The sequence below is a fragment of the Chelativorans sp. J32 genome, assembly GCF_000518985.1.
GTDB lineage: Bacteria > Pseudomonadota > Alphaproteobacteria > Rhizobiales > Rhizobiaceae > Chelativorans.
Genome location: NZ_JAEQ01000001.1, coordinates 167,731 through 190,615 on the forward strand (window position 1 = coordinate 167,731; position 22,885 = coordinate 190,615).

Annotated in this window: 19 protein-coding genes, 1 tRNA gene and 1 pseudogene; 16 read left to right on the forward strand and 5 right to left on the reverse strand. The window is 61.6% G+C overall.

Features of this window, described 5'->3' with window-relative positions; all coding sequences use genetic code 11:
• Genes drmA through drmC form a run of 3 tightly spaced genes read left to right on the forward strand, consistent with a single transcriptional unit; the run spans position 1 to position 6,589 of the window.
• A complete protein-coding gene (gene drmA / locus CHEJ32_RS0100840) occupies positions 1-3,990 on the forward strand; it encodes a DISARM system helicase DrmA (protein ID WP_034657682.1) in 3,990 nt (1,329 codons plus the stop codon).
• Positions 3,987-5,828: a DUF1998 domain-containing protein gene (drmB, locus tag CHEJ32_RS0100845; protein WP_028032136.1), complete on the forward strand. Its 1,842-nt coding sequence runs from the start codon at positions 3,987-3,989 to the stop codon at positions 5,826-5,828. The genes drmA and drmB overlap by 4 nt, the downstream gene beginning before the upstream one ends.
• On the forward strand, positions 5,828-6,589 hold the full coding sequence (gene drmC, locus CHEJ32_RS0100850) for a DISARM system phospholipase D-like protein DrmC (protein WP_028032137.1): 762 nt from the start codon (positions 5,828-5,830) through the stop codon (positions 6,587-6,589). The genes drmB and drmC overlap by 1 nt, the downstream gene beginning before the upstream one ends.
• Before the next feature lie 2 nt (positions 6,590-6,591).
• On the opposite strand, the gene CHEJ32_RS0100855 is transcribed toward drmC, so the two are convergent.
• Positions 6,592-6,846 (reverse strand): hypothetical protein, encoded by a 255-nt coding sequence (locus tag CHEJ32_RS0100855; RefSeq protein WP_028032138.1) that lies wholly within the window; start codon positions 6,844-6,846, stop codon positions 6,592-6,594.
• A gap of 198 nt (positions 6,847-7,044) precedes the next feature.
• Between CHEJ32_RS0100855 and istA the strand changes: the two genes are divergently transcribed.
• The 6 genes from istA (at position 7,045) to CHEJ32_RS0100890 (ending at position 13,129) form a co-directional block, all read left to right on the forward strand.
• Positions 7,045-8,613, forward strand: a complete 1,569-nt coding sequence (istA, locus tag CHEJ32_RS0100860) for an IS21 family transposase (RefSeq protein ID WP_028032139.1) — start codon at positions 7,045-7,047, stop codon at positions 8,611-8,613.
• Positions 8,546-9,280, forward strand: a complete 735-nt coding sequence (gene istB / locus CHEJ32_RS0100865; RefSeq protein WP_028032140.1) for an IS21-like element helper ATPase IstB — start codon at positions 8,546-8,548, stop codon at positions 9,278-9,280. Before istA ends, istB begins: the two co-directional genes overlap by 68 nt.
• A 326-nt stretch (positions 9,281-9,606) precedes the next feature.
• The gene (locus tag CHEJ32_RS23605; protein WP_210164586.1) at positions 9,607-10,488 is read left to right on the forward strand and encodes an ImmA/IrrE family metallo-endopeptidase; all 882 of its coding nucleotides are present in this window, start codon (positions 9,607-9,609) and stop codon (positions 10,486-10,488) included.
• A 414-nt stretch (positions 10,489-10,902) separates the two neighbouring features.
• Positions 10,903-11,412 carry a DUF2924 domain-containing protein gene (locus CHEJ32_RS0100880; RefSeq protein ID WP_084032655.1) on the forward strand — a complete coding sequence of 170 codons (510 nt, stop codon included), beginning with the start codon at positions 10,903-10,905 and terminating at the stop codon, positions 11,410-11,412.
• On the forward strand, positions 11,409-12,743 hold the full coding sequence (locus CHEJ32_RS0100885; RefSeq protein ID WP_028032142.1) for a recombinase family protein: 1,335 nt from the start codon (positions 11,409-11,411) through the stop codon (positions 12,741-12,743). The genes CHEJ32_RS0100880 and CHEJ32_RS0100885 overlap by 4 nt, the downstream gene beginning before the upstream one ends.
• Entirely contained in the window at positions 12,740-13,129 is a 390-nt protein-coding gene (locus tag CHEJ32_RS0100890; RefSeq protein WP_028032143.1) for a hypothetical protein, read from the forward strand. Before CHEJ32_RS0100885 ends, CHEJ32_RS0100890 begins: the two co-directional genes overlap by 4 nt.
• A gap of 96 nt (positions 13,130-13,225) precedes the next feature.
• Here the strand turns inward: CHEJ32_RS0100890 and CHEJ32_RS0100895 are convergent, their stop codons facing one another.
• The 3 genes and pseudogenes from CHEJ32_RS0100895 to CHEJ32_RS0100905 form a co-directional block, all read right to left on the reverse strand.
• Positions 13,226-13,717: an N-acetyltransferase gene (locus tag CHEJ32_RS0100895; protein ID WP_034657686.1), complete on the reverse strand. Its 492-nt coding sequence runs from the start codon at positions 13,715-13,717 to the stop codon at positions 13,226-13,228.
• Between the two features lie 50 nt (positions 13,718-13,767).
• A pseudogene (locus CHEJ32_RS0100900) lies at positions 13,768-13,962 on the reverse strand (transposase); the annotation flags it as partial.
• 319 nt (positions 13,963-14,281) lie between these two features.
• Positions 14,282-14,371: transfer RNA gene (locus tag CHEJ32_RS0100905), tRNA-Ser, on the reverse strand.
• A 202-nt stretch (positions 14,372-14,573) separates the two neighbouring features.
• On the opposite strand from CHEJ32_RS0100905, the gene CHEJ32_RS0100915 reads away from it, so the two are divergent.
• The 6 genes from CHEJ32_RS0100915 (at position 14,574) to CHEJ32_RS0100945 (ending at position 19,687) form a co-directional block, all read left to right on the forward strand.
• Entirely contained in the window at positions 14,574-14,894 is a 321-nt protein-coding gene (locus tag CHEJ32_RS0100915; RefSeq protein ID WP_028032146.1) for a hypothetical protein, read from the forward strand.
• A gap of 26 nt (positions 14,895-14,920) precedes the next feature.
• The gene (gene msrA, locus CHEJ32_RS0100920; protein ID WP_028032147.1) at positions 14,921-15,583 is read left to right on the forward strand and encodes a peptide-methionine (S)-S-oxide reductase MsrA; all 663 of its coding nucleotides are present in this window, start codon (positions 14,921-14,923) and stop codon (positions 15,581-15,583) included.
• A gap of 168 nt (positions 15,584-15,751) precedes the next feature.
• The gene (locus CHEJ32_RS0100925) at positions 15,752-16,750 is read left to right on the forward strand and encodes a BMP family protein (RefSeq protein ID WP_028032148.1); all 999 of its coding nucleotides are present in this window, start codon (positions 15,752-15,754) and stop codon (positions 16,748-16,750) included.
• 208 nt (positions 16,751-16,958) lie between these two features.
• Entirely contained in the window at positions 16,959-17,576 is a 618-nt protein-coding gene (locus CHEJ32_RS0100935; protein ID WP_028032149.1) for a ribonuclease D, read from the forward strand.
• A 138-nt stretch (positions 17,577-17,714) separates the two neighbouring features.
• Positions 17,715-19,211 (forward strand): bifunctional diguanylate cyclase/phosphodiesterase, encoded by a 1,497-nt coding sequence (locus CHEJ32_RS23610; RefSeq protein ID WP_051469304.1) that lies wholly within the window; start codon positions 17,715-17,717, stop codon positions 19,209-19,211.
• Between the two features lie 80 nt (positions 19,212-19,291).
• A complete protein-coding gene (locus CHEJ32_RS0100945) occupies positions 19,292-19,687 on the forward strand; it encodes a nuclear transport factor 2 family protein (RefSeq protein ID WP_034657687.1) in 396 nt (131 codons plus the stop codon).
• On the opposite strand, the gene CHEJ32_RS23615 is transcribed toward CHEJ32_RS0100945, so the two are convergent.
• A complete protein-coding gene (locus CHEJ32_RS23615) occupies positions 19,684-20,118 on the reverse strand; it encodes a YidH family protein (RefSeq protein WP_084032635.1) in 435 nt (144 codons plus the stop codon). The genes CHEJ32_RS0100945 and CHEJ32_RS23615 overlap by 4 nt on opposite strands.
• 538 nt (positions 20,119-20,656) lie before the next feature.
• Between CHEJ32_RS23615 and CHEJ32_RS0100960 the strand changes: the two genes are divergently transcribed.
• Positions 20,657-22,825, forward strand: coding sequence for a transglycosylase domain-containing protein (locus CHEJ32_RS0100960; protein WP_028032151.1), 2,169 nt, complete (start codon positions 20,657-20,659; stop codon positions 22,823-22,825).
• The last annotated feature ends 60 nt before the right edge of the window (positions 22,826-22,885 follow it).

Sequence of the window (22,885 nt, forward strand, 5' to 3'; positions counted from 1 at the left end):
ATGGCCGATCTGACCGCGACCACCGAGCCATCCATCAGCGCCTGGATCGTCAAGAGGACGTCCATTTCTCCCCGTTATTCCGTGCGTATCGACGTCGGATCGACCATTCACGGCGCAATCGAGGAGGGCCACTGGGCCGTTGTTCTGGACGATGAAGGTAAAGTCTCGGATGTAGGCCGGATCCTTCGCATTCGCTCGGACCTCGAAGATGCTACGATTTATTTCGACCATTGGCACGCCACCGATCCATCCGTGCCACTCGCAGATCTCGGTTTGACCGCGCCGACCGGCCCTGTTGTACGGCTCCCATGGGACGAGTTCCTCCGCATCCTACCGCTGCTCGGCGTTCCTGACCCCGGCGCAGTTCCGCTGATCGACGATGTCGTCTACACCCGCGATCTCCTGGAACTCGCCGTACGTGACGATCTGCTCGGCCCCGCCGGTGGGCCCCATGAGCTGATCAAGGACATGAGCGTCCGCGACCGCTATCTGGTCGGCAAACTGGCGCCGCGTCGGCCGGATGACGACCAGGCGGCACGAGTCGAACCAGCCTCGGCAGCCGAGGAGGCTGGCGACCTCGAGGATGAGCGGGCGGCGCCACTCCACGAGCCCGGCGCCGAGTTCGCCAGTGCATCGGGCCGGGTGGAGCCCGAAGACGACGCGCTCGACGAGATCGACACAACGAACAACCAGTCGCTGGTTCCCTCCAGCATGGGCCTCACCTTCTGTGTGGCGCCCGATGTCGGGAAGCTGGCCGTCGATGCGCGCTGGGGACGGTACGAGCGGGTCCCGAACGATGAACACGACATCTTCAAGACGCGAAAGAATCGCCAGACCGGTCACCAGGAGGAAGTGAAGGTCAGGGTCTGGCAGCGCATCCCGTGTGGTGGCGTTGTCACGGTTCCGCTCGTCGACGGGCCGATCAAGCCGTCCACTCCCGACCCCGATCAACCGGACGTCCGCCTGCAGGGGACGGTTCGGACGAACAACAAGGGGGAGCGCCTGGTCACTTTGTTCCTCGTCAACGGGCAGTTGGAACCAGAAGACAATAAGGACCGCGCTTGGCTGTTCCAGCCGGAGATCACCGTCGAGGCCACCGAAGATCACGGGGACAAGGCGGTCTTTCGGCGTCGCCCCTCCAACGAAGTGGTCGTCGACGACCCGGAACGCGACCGTCTCGCTCTCATCTATCGCAACAGGCTGGAGTTCGCGGTCGGACACGGGGTGTCCGTTCACGCCGATACGACGCCCGAGGACCCTACGAAGGCCCATCGCGTCAGAACAGAGATCATCCCGCGTTACGAAGTCGCCGTCACCGAAACGCCCGGCCTCGATCCCAATGACCGCCCTGCCATGCGGCGCATGGTCGACGAGGGCTGGCTCGACATGAAGCGGCTGGCGGAGATGGCGCCGGACGCGCTGCGCGACGCCCTTTCGTGCCTCGTCGACGATTACGCCGTTTGGATCGGCGAACAGAAAACCCGGCTGGGGTCGGAGATCACCGGCTTCGATGATCCGGGCAAGGACGTCATTCAGCGCTGCGAGGAGATCCTGCGCCGCCTCCGAGAGGGCATGGACACTCTCTTCGCCGACCCGAAAGCGATGGAGGCGTTCCGCTTTGCCAACCGGTCCATGGCGATGCAGCGTGTCCGAAGCATCTACGCTCTGAAGCGCCGACGGAACGAAGCCGTCGACGTGACCACTTTGGACGTGCCGAAGAACAGATCTTGGCGCCCGTTCCAGCTGGCGTTCCTGCTGCTGTCGATCCCGTCGCTCGCCGACCCGACACACCCGGACCGGACGAAGCCGGTCGAGGCGTTCGCCGATCTCCTCTGGTTCCCGACGGGTGGCGGCAAGACCGAGGCCTATCTCGGTGTGGCGGCCTTCGCCATGGCCATGCGCCGACTGAAGAATGATCTCGGCGGCCTCGACGCATCACGCGGTCTCGCCGTCATCATGCGCTACACGCTGCGACTGCTTACTCTTCAGCAGTTCCAGAGGGCGACGACGCTGCTCTGCGCGATGGAGGTCATCCGTCGTGCAGACGACAAGACCTGGGGCAAGGAACCTTTCACGCTCGGTCTCTGGGTCGGCAATCGCGTGACACCGGGCACGACCGAAGCGTCTCACCAGGCTGTCGAGGCCATTCGAAACAACGATCGCAACAAGGCGGGCATCGCTTCGCCTGCACAGCTGACCAGCTGCCCTTGGTGCGGTTCGGAGATCTCCGGTGGCCGCGACATCGAGGTCGACAGGATCGCCGGCCGAACGCTGATCCACTGCGGCGACAAGCTGGGCGGCTGCGATTTCTCGAAGGCGAAATCCACTGGGCAGCCTCACCCGGGGCTTCCCGTGAAAGTCGTCGATGAGGAAATCTATCACCGCCCGCCGACGATGATGATCGCGACCGTCGACAAGTTCGCGATGATGGCGTGGCGTCCCGAGGTTCGGAACCTTTTCGGCCGCGTCGAGCAGGAATGCGGACGCCATGGTTTGCTCTGGCCGAGTCACGACTGCGGCACGGGGCACCGAGCGAGGGGGGCATATCCGGCCGCCAATGTGAAGCCGGTCCGCGCAATCCGACCACCCGACCTGATCATCCAGGACGAGTTCCACCTCATCAGCGGCCCGCTGGGCACCATGGTGGGTCTTTACGAAACGGCCGTCGACGAGCTGAGCAGCTGGACTCTGGGTGACAAGAAGGTTCGCCCCAAGGTCGTGGCTTCCACCGCGACCGTGCGGCGGGCCGATAACCAGGTGCGCAATGTGTTCATGCGCCGCATTTCGGTGTTTCCCCCTTCGGGCCTGGACGTCGAAGACAATTTCTTCTCGGTCCAGAGACCCATCCGCGAGAAACCCGGCCGACGGTACATGGGTATCTGCGCACCCGGCAGCTCTCGCCCTGCGGTGCTGATCAGGACCTATACGGCGTTCCTCACCGCCGCGCAGGCGCTGTTCGATCGGTTCGGCCCGGTGGCCGACCCCTATATGACCCTCGTCGGCTACTTCAACTCGCTGCGAGAACTCGGAGGGATGAAGCGTTTGGCGGAAGACGACGTCCAAACGCGTTCCTTCCGCGTCGAGATGAGCCTGGTGGACCGACCGGGGCTCTCGCAACGGCGGGTCGAGGAAATCAGCGAACTGACGTCGCGCGTCTCGAGTCAGGACATCCCGCGGTACCTTGATCAGCTCGAGGTTCCTTTCGGTGGCACCTTCGACCCGGCACTAGGCAAATGGGTGACCAACAGGAAGCCCGGGGAGGCCCGCCCGATCGATGTCGTTCTCGCGACGAACATGCTGTCGGTCGGTGTCGACGTGAATCGTCTCGGAGTGATGGTCGTAAACGGCCAACCCAAGGGAACGGCCGAGTACATCCAGGCGACCAGCCGTGTGGGCCGAACGCCGCCAGGACTGGTGGCCACTGTGCTGACGTGGGCGCGGCCTCGGGACTTGTCGCATTACGAGACCTTCGAGCATTACCACGCGACCTTCTACCAGCACGTCGAAGCTCAATCCGTCACCCCGTTCTCGCCACGGGCGTTGGACCGAGGGCTCACCGGCGCGATGCTCTCCATCATGCGTCACTCCTACGACCCCTTCGCGGCAAATGACGGCGCTGGCGCCATGAACAGTCCGAGCCGCAAAGAGATGTTGGATACGATTGGCGCCGTCGCCGCTCGCACCTGGGAAGTCACGGAAGACTCGGGGAAGAAGACCCTGACCGAGGCCGAGATGAAGAGCCGCGCTGACGATTGGGCCAAAGAAGCGGGCGTAGGGGGCCGCACGCTCGTTTACCAAAAGCACGGCGCAGGACCCACCGCCTATCCGCTGCTTTCGGCGCCGGGCATCAAGCCTTGGACCGACTGGACGGTCCCGATGTCCATGCGCGAAGTCGAGCCTGGTGTCAGGCTCGTGATGGAGGACGATCGTTCGACGAGTGATCCGACTTGGAGACCACGGGTGATGCAGCCCCAGGAGGATCAGCAATGAGCAGGACACCCGTAGGAGAAATTCGACCGAGCCAGTTGCTTTGGACCTACGGCCCGGGCGCCTTGATCGACCTCCCGAACATGTCGGTGGTCACGATGGGGATCGACCGCTGGGAAAAGGACAGGTGTCAGCCGATACAAGAGGCACGGTTGCTCGCCAACGTCCGGGGCGTGCTCGGACCCCAAGTCGAATCATTGCGTATGCCGCCCGTGGGCGAGAGGGAAATCGCAGACCCGTTTTCGGCCGCCGCGCTGATCGGCGTGCCCGTAAAGCCCTTCCCGCGGTGGCTGCGCTGCGTCAAATGCGGGTTGCTATCACCCTATGACGCCGGCTTGTTCAAGCTGAAGGAAAACAGATATCGCCCTGAACTGACGCGTTTCGTCCATGAGGGCTGTCGTGGATCGAACAATGATCAAAGGGCCAGGGATGCCGATGCGGTCCCGGCACGCTTTCTCATGGCGTGTCGGGCTGGCCACCTGGACGACTTTGCCTGGCACTGGTTCGTTCACGGTGGACCTAGCACCTGTCGTGCGACGCTGAGGTTCTTCGAGAGCGGCGCGTCACTTCAAACCGAGAACCTGTGGGTCAAATGCGATGGCTGCGGCGCATCGAAGAACATGGCGCAGGCGTTTGGTCAGGCAGGTCGAGACAACCTTCCAGCCTGCCGAGGACGACATCCACACGTGGATCGCTTTGAGGACGATTGCACCGAGGAACCTCGCGCAATTCTCCTCGGCGCAACGAATAGCTGGTTCCCGGTCACACTCTCGGTTCTCGCGATCCCACAGGTGGGAAGCCCTCTGGCGCAACTGGTCGCGGATGGCTGGACGTTCTTTGAAGACGTCACTTCGGCGGCCGAAGTGGCGTTCGTCGTCAAGACCCTGAAGAAGACGGCGCAGCTGCCTGGCATCGAGCAGTTCACTGACGAGCAGATTTGGTCCGCAATCGAAACCCATCGCAATGGCGGACCGGGCGTCGAACAGAGCGACCTCAAAGGGCCGGAATGGGATGTCCTCACAGCCGAGAACCCACCCACCGACTATCCGCATTTCATGAGTAAGAAGGTGGGCGTACCCTCTGGCTTCGGTGCGGCGATCACACGCGTTCTGCTGCTTGAGCGGCTTCGTGAGGTGAACGCCCTCCTTGGATTCACACGAGTCGAGTCTCCCGATGAAGGAACGGGAGATGAGGCAGCCCCACGGGCCCCACTCGCACGCGCAGCACCGAACTGGGTCCCGGCCACTCAAGTTCACGGTGAAGGAATTTTCGTTCGCTTCGATGCAGATGCATTGAAGGCTTGGGCGAATAAAGCCCCAGTGAAGGCTCTCGACTCTCGGCTAAGGCAAGGCCATCGCGGAGGGCGGCAAAAGAGGAACCTGGACCCAAACCAAGGTTACCCGGGCGTTCGTTATGTCATGCTACACACGCTCGCGCACATGCTGATACGGGAACTGGCTTTGGAGTGCGGCTACAACGCTGCGAGTATTCGTGAGCGTATATATGCAGACGTCGAGGACGGGAGGGATCAAGCCGGATTTCTCATCTACACGGCTGCAGCAGATTCCGATGGCACTCTGGGGGGGCTCGTAGAGCTAGGAAAGCCTGAAAATCTCGGGAGACTTCTGCGTCAAGCGCTGGATCGCGCCCATATTTGCGCCTCCGATCCACTCTGTTCAGAACACGATCCGAGCAAGGACCAGTCACTTCACGGCGCAGCATGTCACGCCTGTTCGTTCGTCTCGGAAACGTCCTGTGAGCGGGGAAACCGCCATCTCGATCGTTCTCTCGTGGTACCCACGCTTGAAAATCCCGACGCGGCATTCTTCGAGACCGTCTGATGGAAGCGATATTGGTCGCGGCCACAGACCTCGTGGCCATGTTATCTCCGTCGAGGATCGAAGCACTCGCTGATCGTGTCCGCGGCTTGATGCCGGTCGAACGATACGGAAGCCTGCATCAGCTCGTGAGCACGCCGGCTGCTCGCGCAGCGCTTGATCGCTTGATCGCCGCTTGGAAACAGACGGAAATATCAGGCGATGTTCTGGCCGGGATCTTGGTCGGCGCAGCCTTCGCCCGCCAACAGGCGCAGCGCGAGAACAGCGTCGAACTAGTTTGGACCGGCCCGACGACACCATTCGTCGCCACCCGCCGCACGGAGCAGGTGCTCTTGGATCTCATCGGTCACGCGCAAAGTGACCTCTTTCTCGTTAGCTTTGTTGCATACGACGTCTCCTCGGTGGTCGATGCATTGAATGCTGCAAGCACTCGCGGCATCGACATCCGAATTCTGTTGGAGACCTCCACGAGCCATGGCGGGAGCCTATCCGTCGATCCTATTGCTACGATGCGGCGGTGTGTTCCTTCGGCAGCGCTGTATGTCTGGACCGACCGGCCGGCACCGTTCGCCGAAGGACGGGTTCACGCGAAAGTGGCCGTTGCCGACGGCAATTCAGCCTTCTTGACCAGCGCCAACCTGACTGGGCACGCGCTGGAGAAGAATATGGAGGCCGGCGTCGTGATCAGCGGTGGACACGTCCCCGCAGGACTGCGTGCCCATCTTCATGCTCTAATCGAGACGAAGGTCATTCGGAAAATCTAGAATCACACTCGGCAAATGCGCGCCTGGTCCCGCATGACGCTGTAGTCGGCGAGCATTTGGGCGATAGCCGACTCCTCCGGCAGCAGATCGAGCTCGTCGGCTGCACGCGCCTGGAACTCGCGGCTATACTCAACAACCGGCGGACAGACAGTGGCCATGCGAGGTTCAGAACTTTCCGTCGCGCAGGCGGTCAGCGAGATCGCTGCGATCGCGAGGACGGCGAGCCGCCGCTTCCAGCATCCGGCGTTGGACGTCATAGGTCTTCTCCGAGGTTTCGAGGCGTTCCGCCAGCCGTCCCGCACGCTCGCCAGAGCGCCGCAGCGCGAGCAGGAACAGGAGTGTGATTTTTCATGGAATGAGGACCCTGTTTAAGGGGTGATTTTCGTCCAAACGGGACCCCTTAACGTGGGGTCATCAAAATGCCTCCGGTTTTATCGGAGGCATTTGTGTTTTGGATGTTGATTGTGGAGACGATTGCAAAGATACGCCGGCTTTCGCGGGTTCAGGGCAAGTCGATCAAGGCGATTTGCCGCGAGTTGAAGGTTTCACGGAAAGTGGTGCGCAAGGTGCTGCGCTCGGACGAGACCGAGTTCCGCTACGAGCGCAAGCATCAGCCCTATCCGCGGATGGGGGCATGGCGCGAAGAGCTTGACCGGATGCTGACGACGAACGTGGCCAAGCCCCGGCGGGAACGACTGACACTGATCCGTATCTTCGAGGAGCTTCGCGACCTCGGCTACGAGGGCAGCTACAGTTCGGTGTGGCGGCACGCGCAGGCGTGGGAACGGGAACGCGGCAGCGCTGCTGCCGATGCCTACATCCCGCTGAGCTTTGCGCCGGGCGAAGCCTACCAGTTCGACTGGAGCCACGAGATTGTTGTTCTCGACGGTGTGACCACGACGGTGAAGGTGGCGCACATGCGGCTTTGTCATAGTCGCATGTTCTTTGTTCGAGCCTATCCGCGCGAGAGTCAGGAGATGGTGTTCGACGCGCACGACCGGGCATTCGCCTTCTTCCGCGGCACGTGCACGCGCGGGATCTACGACAACATGAAGACGGCGGTGGACGCGATCTTCATCGGCAGGGATCGCCGCTACAACCGTCGCTTCCTGCAGATGTGTGGCCATTACCTCGTCGAGCCGGAGGCCTGCACGCCAGCGGCAGGCTGGGAGAAGGGTCAGGTCGAGAACCAGGTTGGGCTGGTGCGCGAGCGCTTCTTCACGCCGAGGCTGCGCTTCAAATCGCTGGAGGATATGAACGGCTGGCTGGCCGACAAATGCGTCTCCTGGGCAAAGGCGCGCCGACACCCCGAGCAGGGCGAGCGCACGATCTGGGACGTGTTCGAGGAAGAACGCTCCAGCCTCATTCCCTATGCCGGGCGCTTCGACGGCTTCCATAGCGTCCCCGCCTCGGTGTCGAAGACTTGCACCGTGCGCTTCGATAACAACAAATACTCCGTGCTTTCGAGTACCGTGGGCCGGCCGGTCGAGGTCCATGCCTATGCCGACCGGATCGTCATCCGCCAGGACGGTGTAGTCGTCGGCAATCATGCCCGTGCGTTCGGGCGCGGCAAGGTGATCTACGATCCCTGGCACTACGTGCCGGTGCTGGCGCGCAAGCCGGGCGGCTTGCGCAACGGCGCGCCGTTCCGGGGATGGGTCCTGCCGTCGGCCATGGAGAAGATACGCCGCAAGCTCCAGGCAGCAGACGATGGCGACCGGCAGATGGTGAAGATCCTCACCTGCGTGCTGACCGACGGGATAAGCGCCGTCGAGGCCGCCTGCCAGGAGGCGCTCGATCAGTGCGTTTCGTCGGCGGACATGATCCTCAACATCCTGGCCCGCAGCCGCGATCCGGCTCCAGGCGAGATCCTTTCCATTCCCCAGGCGCTGAAGCTGGCTCAAGAGCCGATCGCCGACTGCGCCCGCTATGACAGTCTCAGGAGGACAAGCAATCATGCAACGCATCGAGGTTCTGGACTTGATGGGAGCGCTGAAGCTCTACGGGATGCGGTCGGCCTATGATGAGATCATGGGCGTCGCCATCAAGCGTCAGCACGAGCCGCCAAAGATCGTCGGCGATCTGCTATCGGCCGAGATTGCCGAGAAGCAGGCCCGTTCCATCAAATACCAGCTCACGATCGCCAAGCTGCCACTGGCGAAAGACATCGAAGACTTCGACTTCACCGGCACTCCGGTCAATGAACCCTTGATCCGCGATCTTGCTGGCGGCACCTTCGTTGCCGATCAGCGCAATGTCGTCCTGGTCGGCGGCACCGGCACCGGCAAATCCCATCTGGCCATCGCCATTGCCCGGGCGCTGATCCGCAACGGTGCTCGCGGACGCTTCTTCAACGTCGTCGATCTGGTCAACCGGCTGGAGACCGAGACCCGCGCCGGGCGGCAGGGCCGCATTGCCGATCATCTGACCCGGCTCGACTTCGTCGTGTTCGACGAACTCGGCTACCTGCCCTTCGCCCAGGCCGGCGGGCAACTGCTCTTCCACCTCGTCTCGAAGCTCTACGAGCGTACCAGCGTCATCATCACCACCAATCTGGCCTTCGGTGAATGGCCCAGCGTCTTCGGCGACGCCAAGATGACGACCGCACTGCTGGACAGGCTCACGCATCACTGCGAAATCGTCGAGACCGGAAACGAATCCTGGCGCTTCAAAAGCCGCTCTCAAAGCTAAAGCCGAAAAGCCAATCAGCCGCGCCCGATCAGGCTGTGCAACCCCGACCAGCTTCGCCTGATCGGGCGCTAACCGGCGTGCCCTTCACAAGCTCTAACCGGGGTCCCTTTTACACGAAAAGGCGGGGTCCCGTTTCCACGGTCATTGACATCTGCCGACGAAGTCACCGAAGCGGACGCGACAGACACTGCCTTCTTTCGCAAGTATCAGAAGATGAAGCCGAAGAGCAAAGAGAAGCTTCGCGAGATGCTCAAGATCCTGGACGATGAGGATGAATGAGTAATAGCGGCAGAAAATCGCCCAAAAGGGCCGCGAACGATCTGACTGTGCTTCTCCGCACCGTGCTGGGAGAAGACCGGTTCCCCGTGGACGTGGAGGCGCTGGCGCTCGAAGTCTCCCGCAACCACGAAGACCCGATTACGGCAGTGAAGGGCGTCGACATCGACGGCTTCGAGGGCATGCTCCGCGCACGGCGCAAGAAGCCCGGTTGGCAGATTCTCTACAGCACTCAGCCCCGCTACCGCGGACGCGAGCGCTTCACGCTCGCTCATGAGTTCGGGCACTACTTGCTGCACCGGCGCCCACTGACCGCAGCGCACTACCGTAACGGCGAGCTCTCGGACGATTTCGACTTCGAGTGCCTTCCGCTGCAAGCCAACGGCTGGAAGGACGCGGAGAAGCAGCGTGAAGAAGAGGCCGATACCTTCGCCTCCTTCCTGTTGATGCCGATCGACGACTATCGGAACCAGGTCGGCAGTCAGGAGGTAACTCGCGACCTCCTTGGCCATGTGACTGACCGATACGGAGTTTCGCTTCTTGCGGCCGCGCGCAAGTGGATCGAATTCACCGACACCCGGGCGGCCATGGTGGTTGCGCGAGACGGATTCGCGTTGTGGGGCAGAGCGAGCACCCGCGCCTACAGAAGCGGTGTGTTCATTCAATCGGGCATGCCGATTCCCGACGGCTCCATCATGGCCATGGGGTCGGCATCGCAGCACACCAGTTCTCAGCGCCCGGTGGCTTTGCCCGCCGGCATCTGGACATTTAGTCGGGGCTCCGAACCCGTCCGAGAACTGACCTTCTTCTCTGACCGGCTCGGTTTGGCGGTGTCTCTTCTGCAGTTCGATCGCGCCATCGATGGAGCTGAGGTCGAGGACGAAGAACCTTGGGATAGCTACGACCAGTTCACCCACGATGATTCGAGGTAACGACCCGACAATGCAGCGGGCAGCGCCGCTCCGGGCGACTTGCACAGATGTTCACGCTGGAAAGGCCTGACGAACGGCTTCGATCTACTTCTAATGATTCCGCCGTGGCGCGATAAGCCATTGAATCGTATTGTGTATCTTCGTTTTGCGACTACCGTTTCGCCAGTCATCTTCTATTGCGAACGGTCTCATGCAAGACGCCCGATCCGGTCCGAACCCTCTGTTGCCCGTCCGTCTGTCGGCGGGCGAACGCCTCGATGAGCTCGCGCAGATTCTTGCCGCGGGGCTGAGGCGTATTCTGCCGGAACAGTCCAGTTCTTTATCTGCACCTGGCGAAGACAGTTCATTCGACATTCTCGCCCTCAAACGCCGTGTTGGTCGTCGCAAACCGAGCAACCGAGTTGGAGGGCAATGATGCCAGAAACAAAAAGAAAGACTGACGCCGCGCCATGGCGGGTGGGTGAACGCGATGCGGCGGACGCGAGCGTGGTCACACAGCTTGCAGCGCTGAAGCGAATGAAGGTGATCGCACTGAAGGCGAAGTGGGAAAGCCTCTTCGGCACGCCCGCACCGAACAACAGCCGCAGTTACCTCGAATTGAGGCTCAGCTACCGGGTCCAGGAACTGACCCTCGGCGGCCTGTCCCGCGAAACGCGGCGGACGCTGGACCTGCTGGCCGACGAAATCGAGGGCCGGGTCGGGCGCAAGACGATCATCGCGGATTCCCGCAACCCGGTGGTCGGCACCCGCCTCGTGCGTGAATGGGACGGGGTGGAACACACCGTCACTGTGATGAAGGGCGGCTTCGACTGGCAGGGGCGCAAGTTCAAGTCGCTGTCGGCGGTGGCGCGGGCGATCACCGGCACGCAGTGGAACGGCTACCGCTTCTTCGGCCTACGTGAGGCCCGGAGGGACGACCGATGAACCGTCAGGAAGCCGTCGCGATCACGCCGCGCCGCCAGCGCTGCGCCATCTATACCCGCAAGTCGAGCGAGGAAGGGCTCGACATGGAGTTCAACAGCCTCGACGCCCAGCGCGAGGCTTGCGAGGCCTTCGTGACGAGCCAGAAGGCGGAAGGCTGGGCCACCATTCGCGAACGCTACGATGACGGCGGCTTCTCCGGAGGCACGCTGGAGCGCCCCGGCTTGAAGCGTCTCATTCAGGACGTCGAAGCCGGTCTGATCGATGTGATCGTGGTCTACAAGATCGACCGGCTGTCGCGCTCGCTGATGGACTTCGCCAAGTTGGTCGAGATCTTCGACCGCAATCAGGTGACCTTCGTTTCGGTCACGCAGTCGTTCAACACCACGACCTCGATGGGCCGCCTGACCCTGAACATCCTCCTCAGCTTCGCGCAGTTCGAGCGGGAGGTGATCGGCGAGCGCATCCGCGACAAGGTCGCGGCATCCCGCAAGCGCGGCATGTGGATGGGCGGTCACGTCCCGCTGGGCTACGACGTGCGCGACCGCAAGCTGGTGGTCAACGAGGCCGAGGCCGCGACGGTCCGGCTGATCTTCGAGCGCTTCGTCGCCATCGGCTCCGCCACGACGCTGGCGAAAGCGCTCGCGGCCGAGGGCGTTCTGAACAAGCGCGGCAAGCCGATCGACAAGGGCTTCCTCTACAAACTAATCAACAACCGGGTCTACCTCGGCGAAGCCGTGCACAAGGGCACGGCCTATCCGGGCGAGCACGAGGCCATCATCGATCAGGCCCTCTGGGACAAGGTTCACAGCATCCTGCAGGAGAGCCCGCGCCTGCGGGCGAAGAACACCCGCCGCCAGACGCCGGCCCTGCTGAAGGGGATCATCTTCACCGAGACAGGCACGGCGATGACGCCGACCGCGACGAAGAAGGGCACGCGCCTCTACCGCTACTACGCGTCGATGGACCTGATCCGAAACCGCCCGACCGGAGACGCCTCAGGGCCGCTGCGCTTGCCCGCCGGCATGGTCGAGGATGCCGTCGTCGGCGAAATCCGCCGCATGATCCGCGCACCCGAAGTCGCGGCGCGGACCATAAAGGCCCTTCGCGACGAGAACTCGACCGTCGATGAGAAGGCGGTCGTCCAGGCGCTCGGCGAGTTCGACCAGCTCTGGGCGGCGCTCTACCCGGCGGAGCAAACCCGCATCGTCCAGCTTTTGGTCGAGCGGGTGACCGTCGGCGAAGACGGCATCGCCGTCGATCTGCGCCACGACGGACTGGGCTCGGTCCTACGGGAAATGATGGCCCCCCGCCAGACGGAGGCCCACGCATGACCGACTCGACGAACACCATCCGGGTCGTCATCCCCCTGACGATCCGCAAACGCAATGGGCGGCCGAAGATCCTGCCGCCCGACGAGGTGATCTTGCGGGATGGGCGGACGCAGGATCCGCATGTGCTGCGCGCCATCGCCCGCGCCTGGAGCTGGCGGCGGCAGCTGGAAACGGGCGCCGCTTCCACGATCCAGGACATCGCGGCGGCCGAGAAAGTCTCCGACCGGTTCGTGAGCCGAATGATGCGGCTCGCCTATCTGTCGCCGGAAGTGCTCGATCACCTCGTCATCAGGCGCGTACCACCGGCGCTTTCGCTGAACGACCTCGTTGCAGTTGCCGATCAGCCTTGGTCGGAACAGATGGGGATAGTGTTCGAAGCCCGCTGAATAGACGCCATCACATCTTGCTAGCTACGAAGCAATGCGGGCGTTTGCCCCCATACTGGCCGTGGAACGCCTGCCGCCCGTTCTCTGGCTGGACCTTCAATCAAGGCTCTTAAAATATCTGGCAACAGGCCATTGCACATATCCCGATGCCTCATACTTCCTGCGTGCCGGCTGATGCCCCGAATCTGCGATCGTCTCGACCATGACCATTTTCATTCCCGAAGCGCGAATGAGGTTTTCGGCATGAACCATGAGGCGGCGCCCGATACCCTGCCGCTGCAACGGCGGTGCTACTGCAAGGATATATATCTCCCCCATCATGTCCTCGGGATGGAGCCTGATGCCGACGAACCCTGCCGGCTTGTCCGCAGCCAGAGCCAGCCAGATGTTGTCCGGCTCGCTTTGGAGCAGCGATCGAACCTCTTGCTCCTGCCTGGCTTTCCAGCCCGAGGGGTAGAAGCAGTCATAGACAAAGCGGGGAACTTCAGATGCCGTTTTCTCAAACACCGGCGTCCATGCCGCGATGGTGATGGCCAGGACATCGTCACGATAGGTCTCATCGTAGGGTATGATCCGGACCTCACTCATGCAGAACCATTATCATATCTTTTGTTGAAGACCTTAGGGTTGAGACTCAATCATAGCCAGTACGCAACTGCTGCTGCGAGCATGACGGCAGATAGATAATTCCGAGCGAGCTTGTCGTACCGTGTGGCGACGCGGCGGAAATCCTTGAGGCGGCAGAACATGGCCTCAACGCGCCAGCGGTCCTTGTAGCGTTTCTCATCGTATCGGATTTTGCGCTTGCGGTTCTTGCGGCCGGGGATCACCGGGATCCCTAGCATAACGACGGGCTGCGCACGGCTTCCCCCGAATATGCCTACCGCGTGTTTTCCCGGCAGCCACGCCAACCGGAAGAACGCCCGTTGAATGCATTGTTGAGCGAACTGCGAAACCCGCTGGAAACGCTGGGCTTCGTGAAGCCGAACCGGGCCGGGCGAGGTTCGCTCGGTTAGAGACGAGAGGGCATTCGGAGACGGAAATTGAACCCGGCGCCAGTCTCCGAGGTTCGGATGCCTCCGCTAAACGCCTTTGAAACAAAAAGAAAAAGCCCCCCCACGGGAGCCTCATTTCGGGTTCGCTGCAAGATAATGGCGGAGAGAGAGGGATTCGAACCCTCGATACGGTTTCCCGTATACACGCGTTCCAGGCGTGCGCCTTCAACCACTCGGCCACCTCTCCACCGGCAGTGAGGCCGCATGAACTGCGGCCCGCTGCAGGGGGCATCATTAATGCCCGGGGCGTCATCTAGTCGAAATGGCCCCGGATGCCAAGATGCCGAAACAGCTTTTCTGCGCGTTCTGCAGCGACAAGCTGACCGGAGCGATTGCCAATCCGCCTCCGTAGGCCTATCTCAGTCCTATCAGCCATTGCCGGATACACAATGCGCTTCATCTTTCGCCTTCTCGCGCTTTTCGCTCTCGCCGTTGCTGTCGTGATGGCGGTGGTCGATGCAACGCGCACGATCGCGGCGGATGCGTGGACCTATACGCCGCTGAGTGAAAGCTGGCAGGCAAACTTTCCCGACTCGCTGCTTTCCTTCCAGCGCTTCGTCGAAGCTCACACCATCCCATTTCTATGGGACCCGGTGATGACGTCCATTCTCTCGCTGCCCGGCTGGCTCGTTTTTGCCGTGCTCGCATTCGTTCTCCATGCCCTTGGATATCGGAGGCGCAGGCCCGGCGACCTGTTGGCGGCCCGCTAGGCCCGACCAGATCGAGGAGTGATCTCATGTTCTTCCAAATTTCGGAAAAGAAGCTCAGGCTTCCCTCTCCGCAGGAGGCTCTGCCGGGGCGCCCGGAGCCCATTCCGACCTCCGAGCGGCATTTCGTCAACGGGCGTCCGTTGAAGGGTCCTTACCCCGAGGGGACGGAGCAGGTCCTCTTCGGTATGGGCTGTTTCTGGGGTGCGGAACGCCTTTTCTGGCAGCTGGAAGGGGTATGGGTGACGGCGGTAGGGTTTGCCGGCGGCCTCACGCCCAATCCCACCTATCGCGAGACGACGACGGGTCTCACCGGCCATGCCGAAGTTGTTCTCGTCGTCTATGATCCAAAGATCGTCTCCTTTTCCGCGCTTTTGAAGGTCTTCTGGGAAAGCCATGACCCGACCCAGGGCATGCGGCAAGGGAATGATGTGGGCACCACATACCGGTCGGTGATCTATACGACGACCGACGAACAGCTCGCCGAAGCCCGTGCATCCCGCGATGCTTACGAAAAGGCGCTCACATCCGCCGGGCGCGGACCGGTTACGACGGAGATCGGCCCGGCTCCGGCCCTCTATTTCGCCGAGGAGGAACATCAGCAATACCTGGCGAAGAACCCCGGCGGCTATTGCGGGCTTCAGGGAACGGGCGTGAGCTGTCCCGCACCGGGCGTGGCGGCAATTCAGTAACCGCGGAACCGGCCCACAACCACCGCAGCGCCGGCAATTTTCCGCGTGGAAATTTTCCAATGCCCATGCCAGAGTGGCTCCAAGCAGGATGGAAAATCCTGCCATAACAGGACGTCCCCGCCTTAAACGCGGGGCCGACGCCAGAGCAACCGACAGGGTGTGGATCAAATGAAGCGTATCGTTCTCGGCCTCCTCGCCGCAACCGCAATGGCGACGACAGCCATGGCGCAGGAGGAGACATCGCCAGCAATCCTCTACGATCTAGGCGGTAAATTCGATAAATCCTTCAATGAAATGGCCTATATGGGCGCGGAAAAGTTCAAGGAGGAGACCGGCATCGAATATGCCGAGTTCGAGATCTCCAACGATGCCCAGCGCGAGCAGGCCTTGCGCCGTTTCGCCGAGAACGGTCATAACCCGATCGTCATGGCAGGCTTCACCTGGGTGGAGTTCCTCAACAAGGTGGCCCCCGAATATCCTGAGGTGAGCTTTACCATCATCGACGATAAGGTGGACCAGCCCAATGTCCGCTCCATCACCTTCAAGGAGCAGGAAGGGTCCTATCTTGTCGGCATGCTCGCGGCTCTCGCTTCCAAGACCGGAACGGTGGGATTTGTCGGGGGTATGCAGGTTCCGCTTATCGGCAAGTTCGAGTGTGGCTATGTCGGTGGCGTGAAGGCCGCCAATCCCGACGCCAAGGTGATCCGCAACTATACCGGCGATACGCCTGCCGCCTGGAACGATCCAACGAAGGGAGGCGAGATCACCCGGACGCAAATCGATCAGGGCGCAGATGTGATCTATCATGCCGCCGGCGGCACGGGTGTCGGCGTCCTGCAGGCGGCGGCTGACGCCGGCAAGCTCGGCATTGGCGTGGACGCCAACCAGAACCATCTGCATCCCGGCAGTGTGCTGACCTCGATGGTGAAGCGCGTCGACCAGGCGGTCTACGACTCCTTCATGGACGCCAAGAATGGCGAATTCACATTTGGCCATGAGGATTGGGGTCTGAAGGAAGACGGGGTCGGTTACGCTCTCGACGAGAACAACGCCTCCCTCATCACGGATGAAATGAAGACGGCGGTGGAAAAGGCGAAGGCCGATATCATTTCGGGTGCCGTCACCGTCCACAATTACCTGGAAGACAACAGCTGTCCTTACTGGTAAGCGACGTCATAAGGACGGAAAGGGGCCGTTCGCGGCCCTTTTTCTTGTCTGGGAGCCTGTTGCGTTTGAAGCGGAAGGAAACCCGCCATGACGGATGCCGCGCTGAAACCCGACCATATCGATCAGACGATCGACCGGGACACCGCGTGCATTTCTATGACTACGCTCCACTCCTGGGCGCCGATTCTGACTGACTAAGGAATACTCGATGACGATCCGATTTCATCAATACGATCTGCCAGATCTCTCACGCTATGATGTGGATGCGGTGGCCATCGACACGGAGACGTTGGGGCTAAATCCCCATCGCGACCGGCTGTGCGTGGTGCAGCTGTCGCCGGGAGACGGAACGGCGGATGTGGTGCAGATCGCCGCGGGACAGAAACGCGCCCCTAACCTGGTCGCGCTCCTTCGCAACCGACAGGTAACCAAGCTCTTCCACTACGCCCGGTTCGATATCGCCGTGCTCTATCATACCTTCGGCGTGATGCCCGACCCCGTCTTTTGCACCAAGATCGCCTCGCGGCTAACCCGAACCTATACGGATCGGCACGGCCTGAAGGACATCTGCTATGAGCTTCTGGGTATCAATCTCTCCAAGGCGCAGCAGTCCTCCGATTGGGCAGCGGAGCAGCTGACGCCGGAACAGCTCGAATACGCGGCCTCTGATGTTCTCTACCTTCACCGCCTGCGCGATGTCCTGCAGCAGCGTTTGGAGCGGGACGGCCGTGCGCGGGAAGCGCTGGCCTGTTTCAAGTTTCTACCCACGCGAGCCAAGCTCGACCTGATGGGATGGGACGAGCAGGACATTTTTGCCCATAGCTAGCGGATGGACCGCTTCACGGCCGAGTTACCGCGGGCGGGGTTGGCTGAATATGGAGTTATTTGACCGTCTGCGGTTACGGTTCTTTCGGCTATTGGGTTTATGTAGGGGAGTTCATAGGCTTTATTTTAGCTATTCGATATGCGCCGATTTTCCGGACTGCTGTCCCCGCGGATTGCCGCCGCCGTCATGACGATCATGCTGCTCGTCGCGGCAGCCTCCGGACTAATCCCATATGCGGCGGCCTTGGGGCTTGCATTGGTGGCATCGGCGGTTCTCTACCAGGCGCACAGGCTGCGCCAAGCATCTGCCGCGCTGCAGGCAAGCGAATACCGAACCCGTCATCTCGCCTCCCACGATTGGCTGACCGGACTGGCGAACCGGGCGGGCCTGGAGGCCCGGCTGGATGAAATCCTCAGCAATGTGAGACCGCGCGAGGCCGAAGCAGCGGTCCTTCTCCTGGACATCGACCGGTTCAAGGATGTCAATGACACGCTCGGCCATATGGAGGGAGATGAGGTCCTCCGGGAGGTGGCGGAACGCTTGGAGGCGATCGTTTGCCCGCCCGATATCGTGGCCCGACTGGGCAGCGATGAGTTTGCCATCGTCAAGGTCTCCGACAACGCATCCCGGGCGGCGCGGACCGTGTCGGAGCAGGTGCTTGCGGCATTCGCGTCGCCGTTTCACCTCGACGAGGATGTGGCGCATATCGGCGTCAGCATAGGAATAGCGGTCACCTCTCACACGGGAACGCGACGAGAAGAGATCTTGCGCAGGGCGGATATCGCCCTTCACGATGCCAAGAAACGAGGCGCCGGCCGCTACCGCTTTTTCGCCCCGGTACTTGACGATATGGTGAAACAGCGCCGACAGGTCGAAATCGGTCTGCGGAGGGCACTTGCAACGGGAACCGAACTATACTTGGCCTATCAGCCGCTCTATTCGGCCAAGGGCGAGATCACTGGGGCCGAGGCGTTGCTGCGCTGGAATCATCCGGTGTATGGATCCGTGTCGCCGATGTGCCTTATTGCCGTGGCCGAGGAGAGCGGGTTCGTCGCGCAAATTGGGGACTGGGTACTCGATGAAGCCTGCCGGATGGCGAAACGCGTGCCCATCGCGTGGGTTGCCGTCAATGTTTCTCCGGTCCAGCTTTGTGATCACGGGTTTACAAGACGGTGCCTTGATATAATCCACCGCCATGGGATCGCGCCGCAGAGAATCCAGATCGAAGTCACCGAGGCCGCTGCCGTCGAAAAACCGGAACTTGCCGGAGCCATGCTCCACGCCTTGAAGAAGTCGGGGGTTCGCGTGGCGCTGGATGATTTCGGCACCGGCTATTCCTCGATGAGCTATCTCCACACTTACCCGATCGACCGCTTCAAGATCGACCGCTCCTTTGTGAACCGACTTTCGCAGGGAAATGCCGGCGAAGCGATCATTTCCGCCATGATCGAGATGGGGCGGGCCCTAAGGCTCGACGTCGTCGCCGAGGGTGTGGAAACGCCCGAACAGCGCGACCTGCTGATCAGGCTGGGGTGCCAGGAAATGCAGGGCTATCTGTTCTCCCGGCCGATATCTGGGGAGACCTTGGTCGCGAAGTTCAATTCCATGCGCAATCCGAGACCGTTCGCCTCCTGACAAGACTGTCAGGACACCGGCCGTACCCGGCTTGCCGGGCTTTACAAGGGCCATATCTTGCTCCCGGAAAGGAGCGCATCATGGAAGATTTCAGAACGTTCATCGCTCGGCGTGAAGAGGCGGCGCGGGCCTTTTGCCGGGGAGATGTAAGCAGGGTTGTCGACCTCTCGGCCCGAACCGACCCTGCCACATTCTTTGGCCCGGACGGAAAGGTGGTGGAAGGGGCAGAAGCGGTTCGCAAGGATTACCAAAGCGCCTCCGGCGCTTTCGGGCCGGGCGGGGACTGCGGCTTCGAGGTGATGCAGATGACCTCTGACGGGGATCTCGGCTTCTGGACAGGCTTGCAGATGGCCGAGGTGGAGGTGGGTGGAAACAGAATGCCGATGACCTTGCGGGTCACGGAAGTATTTCGCCGCGAAAATGGGAATTGGACCCTTATCCATCGTCACGCGGATGCGCAAAAACCGGCTACTTAACCGCCGCTGCCGGTCTCGCCGAACCAGATGCCTAAAAGAGCGGCGAGGGCCACCAGCACCAGAAAGCCATTCACGAATACCAGGAGAATGGGGGGCAGGCGCTTAACCTCGTGAGGTGGGGGAGGAGGTCCGGGATTGATTTCACGCCATACGGCGGTCGCGAAGCAGAACGCGCTGAACAGCACCAGAATCGTTCCTGTCGCCGTGATCAGGAACTCCGGAACCACGTTTTCCAAAAGTGCCTTTGCACCTATGCCGCTGGCCAGCGCTGCAAGCCCGGTCCTGACCCATGCCGCATAGGTCCGTTCAGCGGCAAATACGGTTCGATCCGCGGCAAGCTCGTTCCTCCGATCGGAGGCTTGCTTTTCAGTGGCGCCGTTGCCGGAGCGGGCCTCCGATCCGGAATCGCCGCTGTGGTTGGAGGCTGGCATTTCTAACCGGCGAGAACGCGTATTCCTCTGTTTCGGTTGGAAGCCGTCGCGGGACCCGTATCCAGCCTCGGCCTCCGGCTATCCAACTGAAATGAAAGCCATCGAGTTAAGTTCCCCAACTTCCGTGTGCCCCCTTCAGCATCTGTTTACTACCTCGGGTTACGCCCCAGCGTGCGAAAACAGCGAGTGAGTGTGTACGGATGATTACTGAAGGGCCCAGATATGAATCTTTCTCGGACCCTCTCGATTTTTGGCTTGTCTGGGACAAGGCGAAGGAAGAGCCGGCATGTCTGGACCGGCAGGTGTTGATGGGCCTTTCCAAGAACGAAGCTGAAATGTTTTGTGAGTTGATGAACGACCTGCACTTCCGTTTGGCCAAGCATCGAGCGAAAGCAGCGGCTTAAGCAGCCGTGCGGGCCTAAGTCTTTGAAAGAATGAGAAATTGCTGACTTTTGCCATTAACGCCCCCTTAAATTGCCATCTTTAGCCTACAGGCGGGAACGAGAAGCTGCCTCGCAGCTTGGGATCGGGAACTTTCATGGCAAAGTCCAATCGGGGAAAACGCATCGAACCGAGCTTCGACGCACCGCGCTCGCGGGGCGCCGGAACGCTGTCGGTAAGCCCGTCCGATCGCGTTCTGCCTCCTGCGCGCCGGCCCAGCCGGAAGAAGGGCAAGAAGAAGGCCCGCAGGTCCAGCCGTTCCCGGCGAATGGGTGTTGGCGGTTTGCTGAAGGGCCTTGTTTACTGGTCCATCGTGCTTGCCCTCTGGGGCGGTATCGCGGCAGCGGGGCTCATCGTCTATTACGGCGCGCAAATGCCGAGCCTCACCACCTGGGCGATCCCTGATCGTCCGCCGAACGTGAAGATCGTGGCGGTGGATGGTACCCTGATCGCCAATCGGGGCATGACGGGGGGAGAAGCGGTCGGCCTGCACGAAATGTCGCCCTTCATCCCGCAGGCGGTCGTCGCGATCGAGGACCGGCGATTCTACTCCCATTGGGGAGTCGATCCCGTGGGCATGGCGCGCGCCATGGTCGAGAACCTGAGCCAGGGCGAGCTGTCCCAGGGCGGATCCACAATAACCCAGCAGCTGGCGAAGAACCTGTACCTGAAGCCCGACCGCACCCTCGAGCGCAAGATCCAGGAGATGCTTCTCGCACTCTGGATGGAGCAGAAATACACCAAGAACCAGATTCTGGAGATGTACCTGAACCGGGTCTATTTCGGGTCTGGCGCATATGGCGTGGAAGCCGCTTCACAGCGCTATTTCAACAAATCTGCCCGCGACGTGACGCTTTCCGAGGCGGCGCTCCTGGCGGGCCTCCTGAAAGCTCCGTCCAGGCTTTCGCCGGCTCGCGATCCGCAAGCTGCGGAGGATCGTGCCCAGGTGGTGCTTTCCGCCATGCGTGAGCAGGGCATGATCGGCGATAGCCAGCTGGCGGCAGCGATCAGCGCGCCCGCTACGCGTGCAGCCGCCTATTGGACCGGCTCGGAGCATTATGTCGCCGACCGCATCATGGAGGAGCTGCCAACGCTGATCGGCACGGTGGAGCGGGACGTCATCGTCAAGACGACGATCGACCTGCACCTGCAGAAAGTCGCTGAGAAATCGATCCGCCGGCTCATCGACGAAAAGGGCAAGCAACTCCAGGTGAGCCAGGGCGCGCTTGTTTCCATCGACGGCACCGGCGCGGTTCGCGCGATGGTGGGCGGGTATGATTATGCGCATAGCCAATTCGACCGCGCATCCGAAGCACGCCGGCAGCCGGGTTCCGCCTTCAAGCCGTTTGTCTTCATGGCAGCGCTCGAACAGGGCCGGACGCCGGACAGCATGCGCAACGACGCTCCTGTGAGGATCGGCAAATGGCGCCCGGAGAACTATCAGGGCAAGTATCATGGCCAGGTTACGCTGGCAGAGGCGCTCGCGCGGTCGCTCAACTCGGTCGCTGCCCAATTGGCCATGGAAGTGGGGCCGAGCGCGGTTGTCGAAGTCGCCCATCGGATGGGCGTGGAATCGAATCTCAATCCGAATGCCTCGATTGCGCTCGGTACGTCGGAGGTGACGCCGCTCGAGCTGACGGCGGCATACGTGCCCTTCGCCAATGGCGGTTTTCGGCCCGACGTGCACTTCATCGAGCAGGTCACCACCGCATCCGGCAAGACCCTCTATCAATACAAGGCGGATCGCATTCCCCGCGTGGCGAGCGCGGAAGTCATCGCGATGATGAATTACATGATGACCGGTACGATCGACTATGGCAGCGGGCGTTCCGCCGCGTTCGGCTGGCCAGCAGGCGGCAAGACCGGCACCACGCAGGATTCCCGCGATGCTTGGTTTGTCGGCTATACCGCAAATCTGGTCACCGGTGTTTGGTTTGGCAATGACAACAGCCGTCCGACCAAGGCGACGGGCAGTTCGTTGCCCGCTCAGGCGTGGCGCGAATTCATGACGGCAGCACATAAGGGCGTGCCCGTAGCGGGGCTTCCGGGCGATTGGAGACCTCAGCCGCAAATGGAGGTCGTCCAGCCGCTCGACGGCTCCATGCCTCTGCCGCAGAATGCGGTCGGAGAAGGGGCGAGGCCTGAGCCGATCCCTTCCTCCATGTCTGGCGGACAAATGCCAGGCCGCCCTGTCCCCCCGGCCGATGTGGGCGGCGCGCCGCAGCGGCGACATCAGTCCATCCTGGACATCATCCTCGGCAACTAGCACAGAGAAGGACGTTCGACGCTGGAGGCAGAGCCTATCGCATTCCCTCTGCTCAGAGGC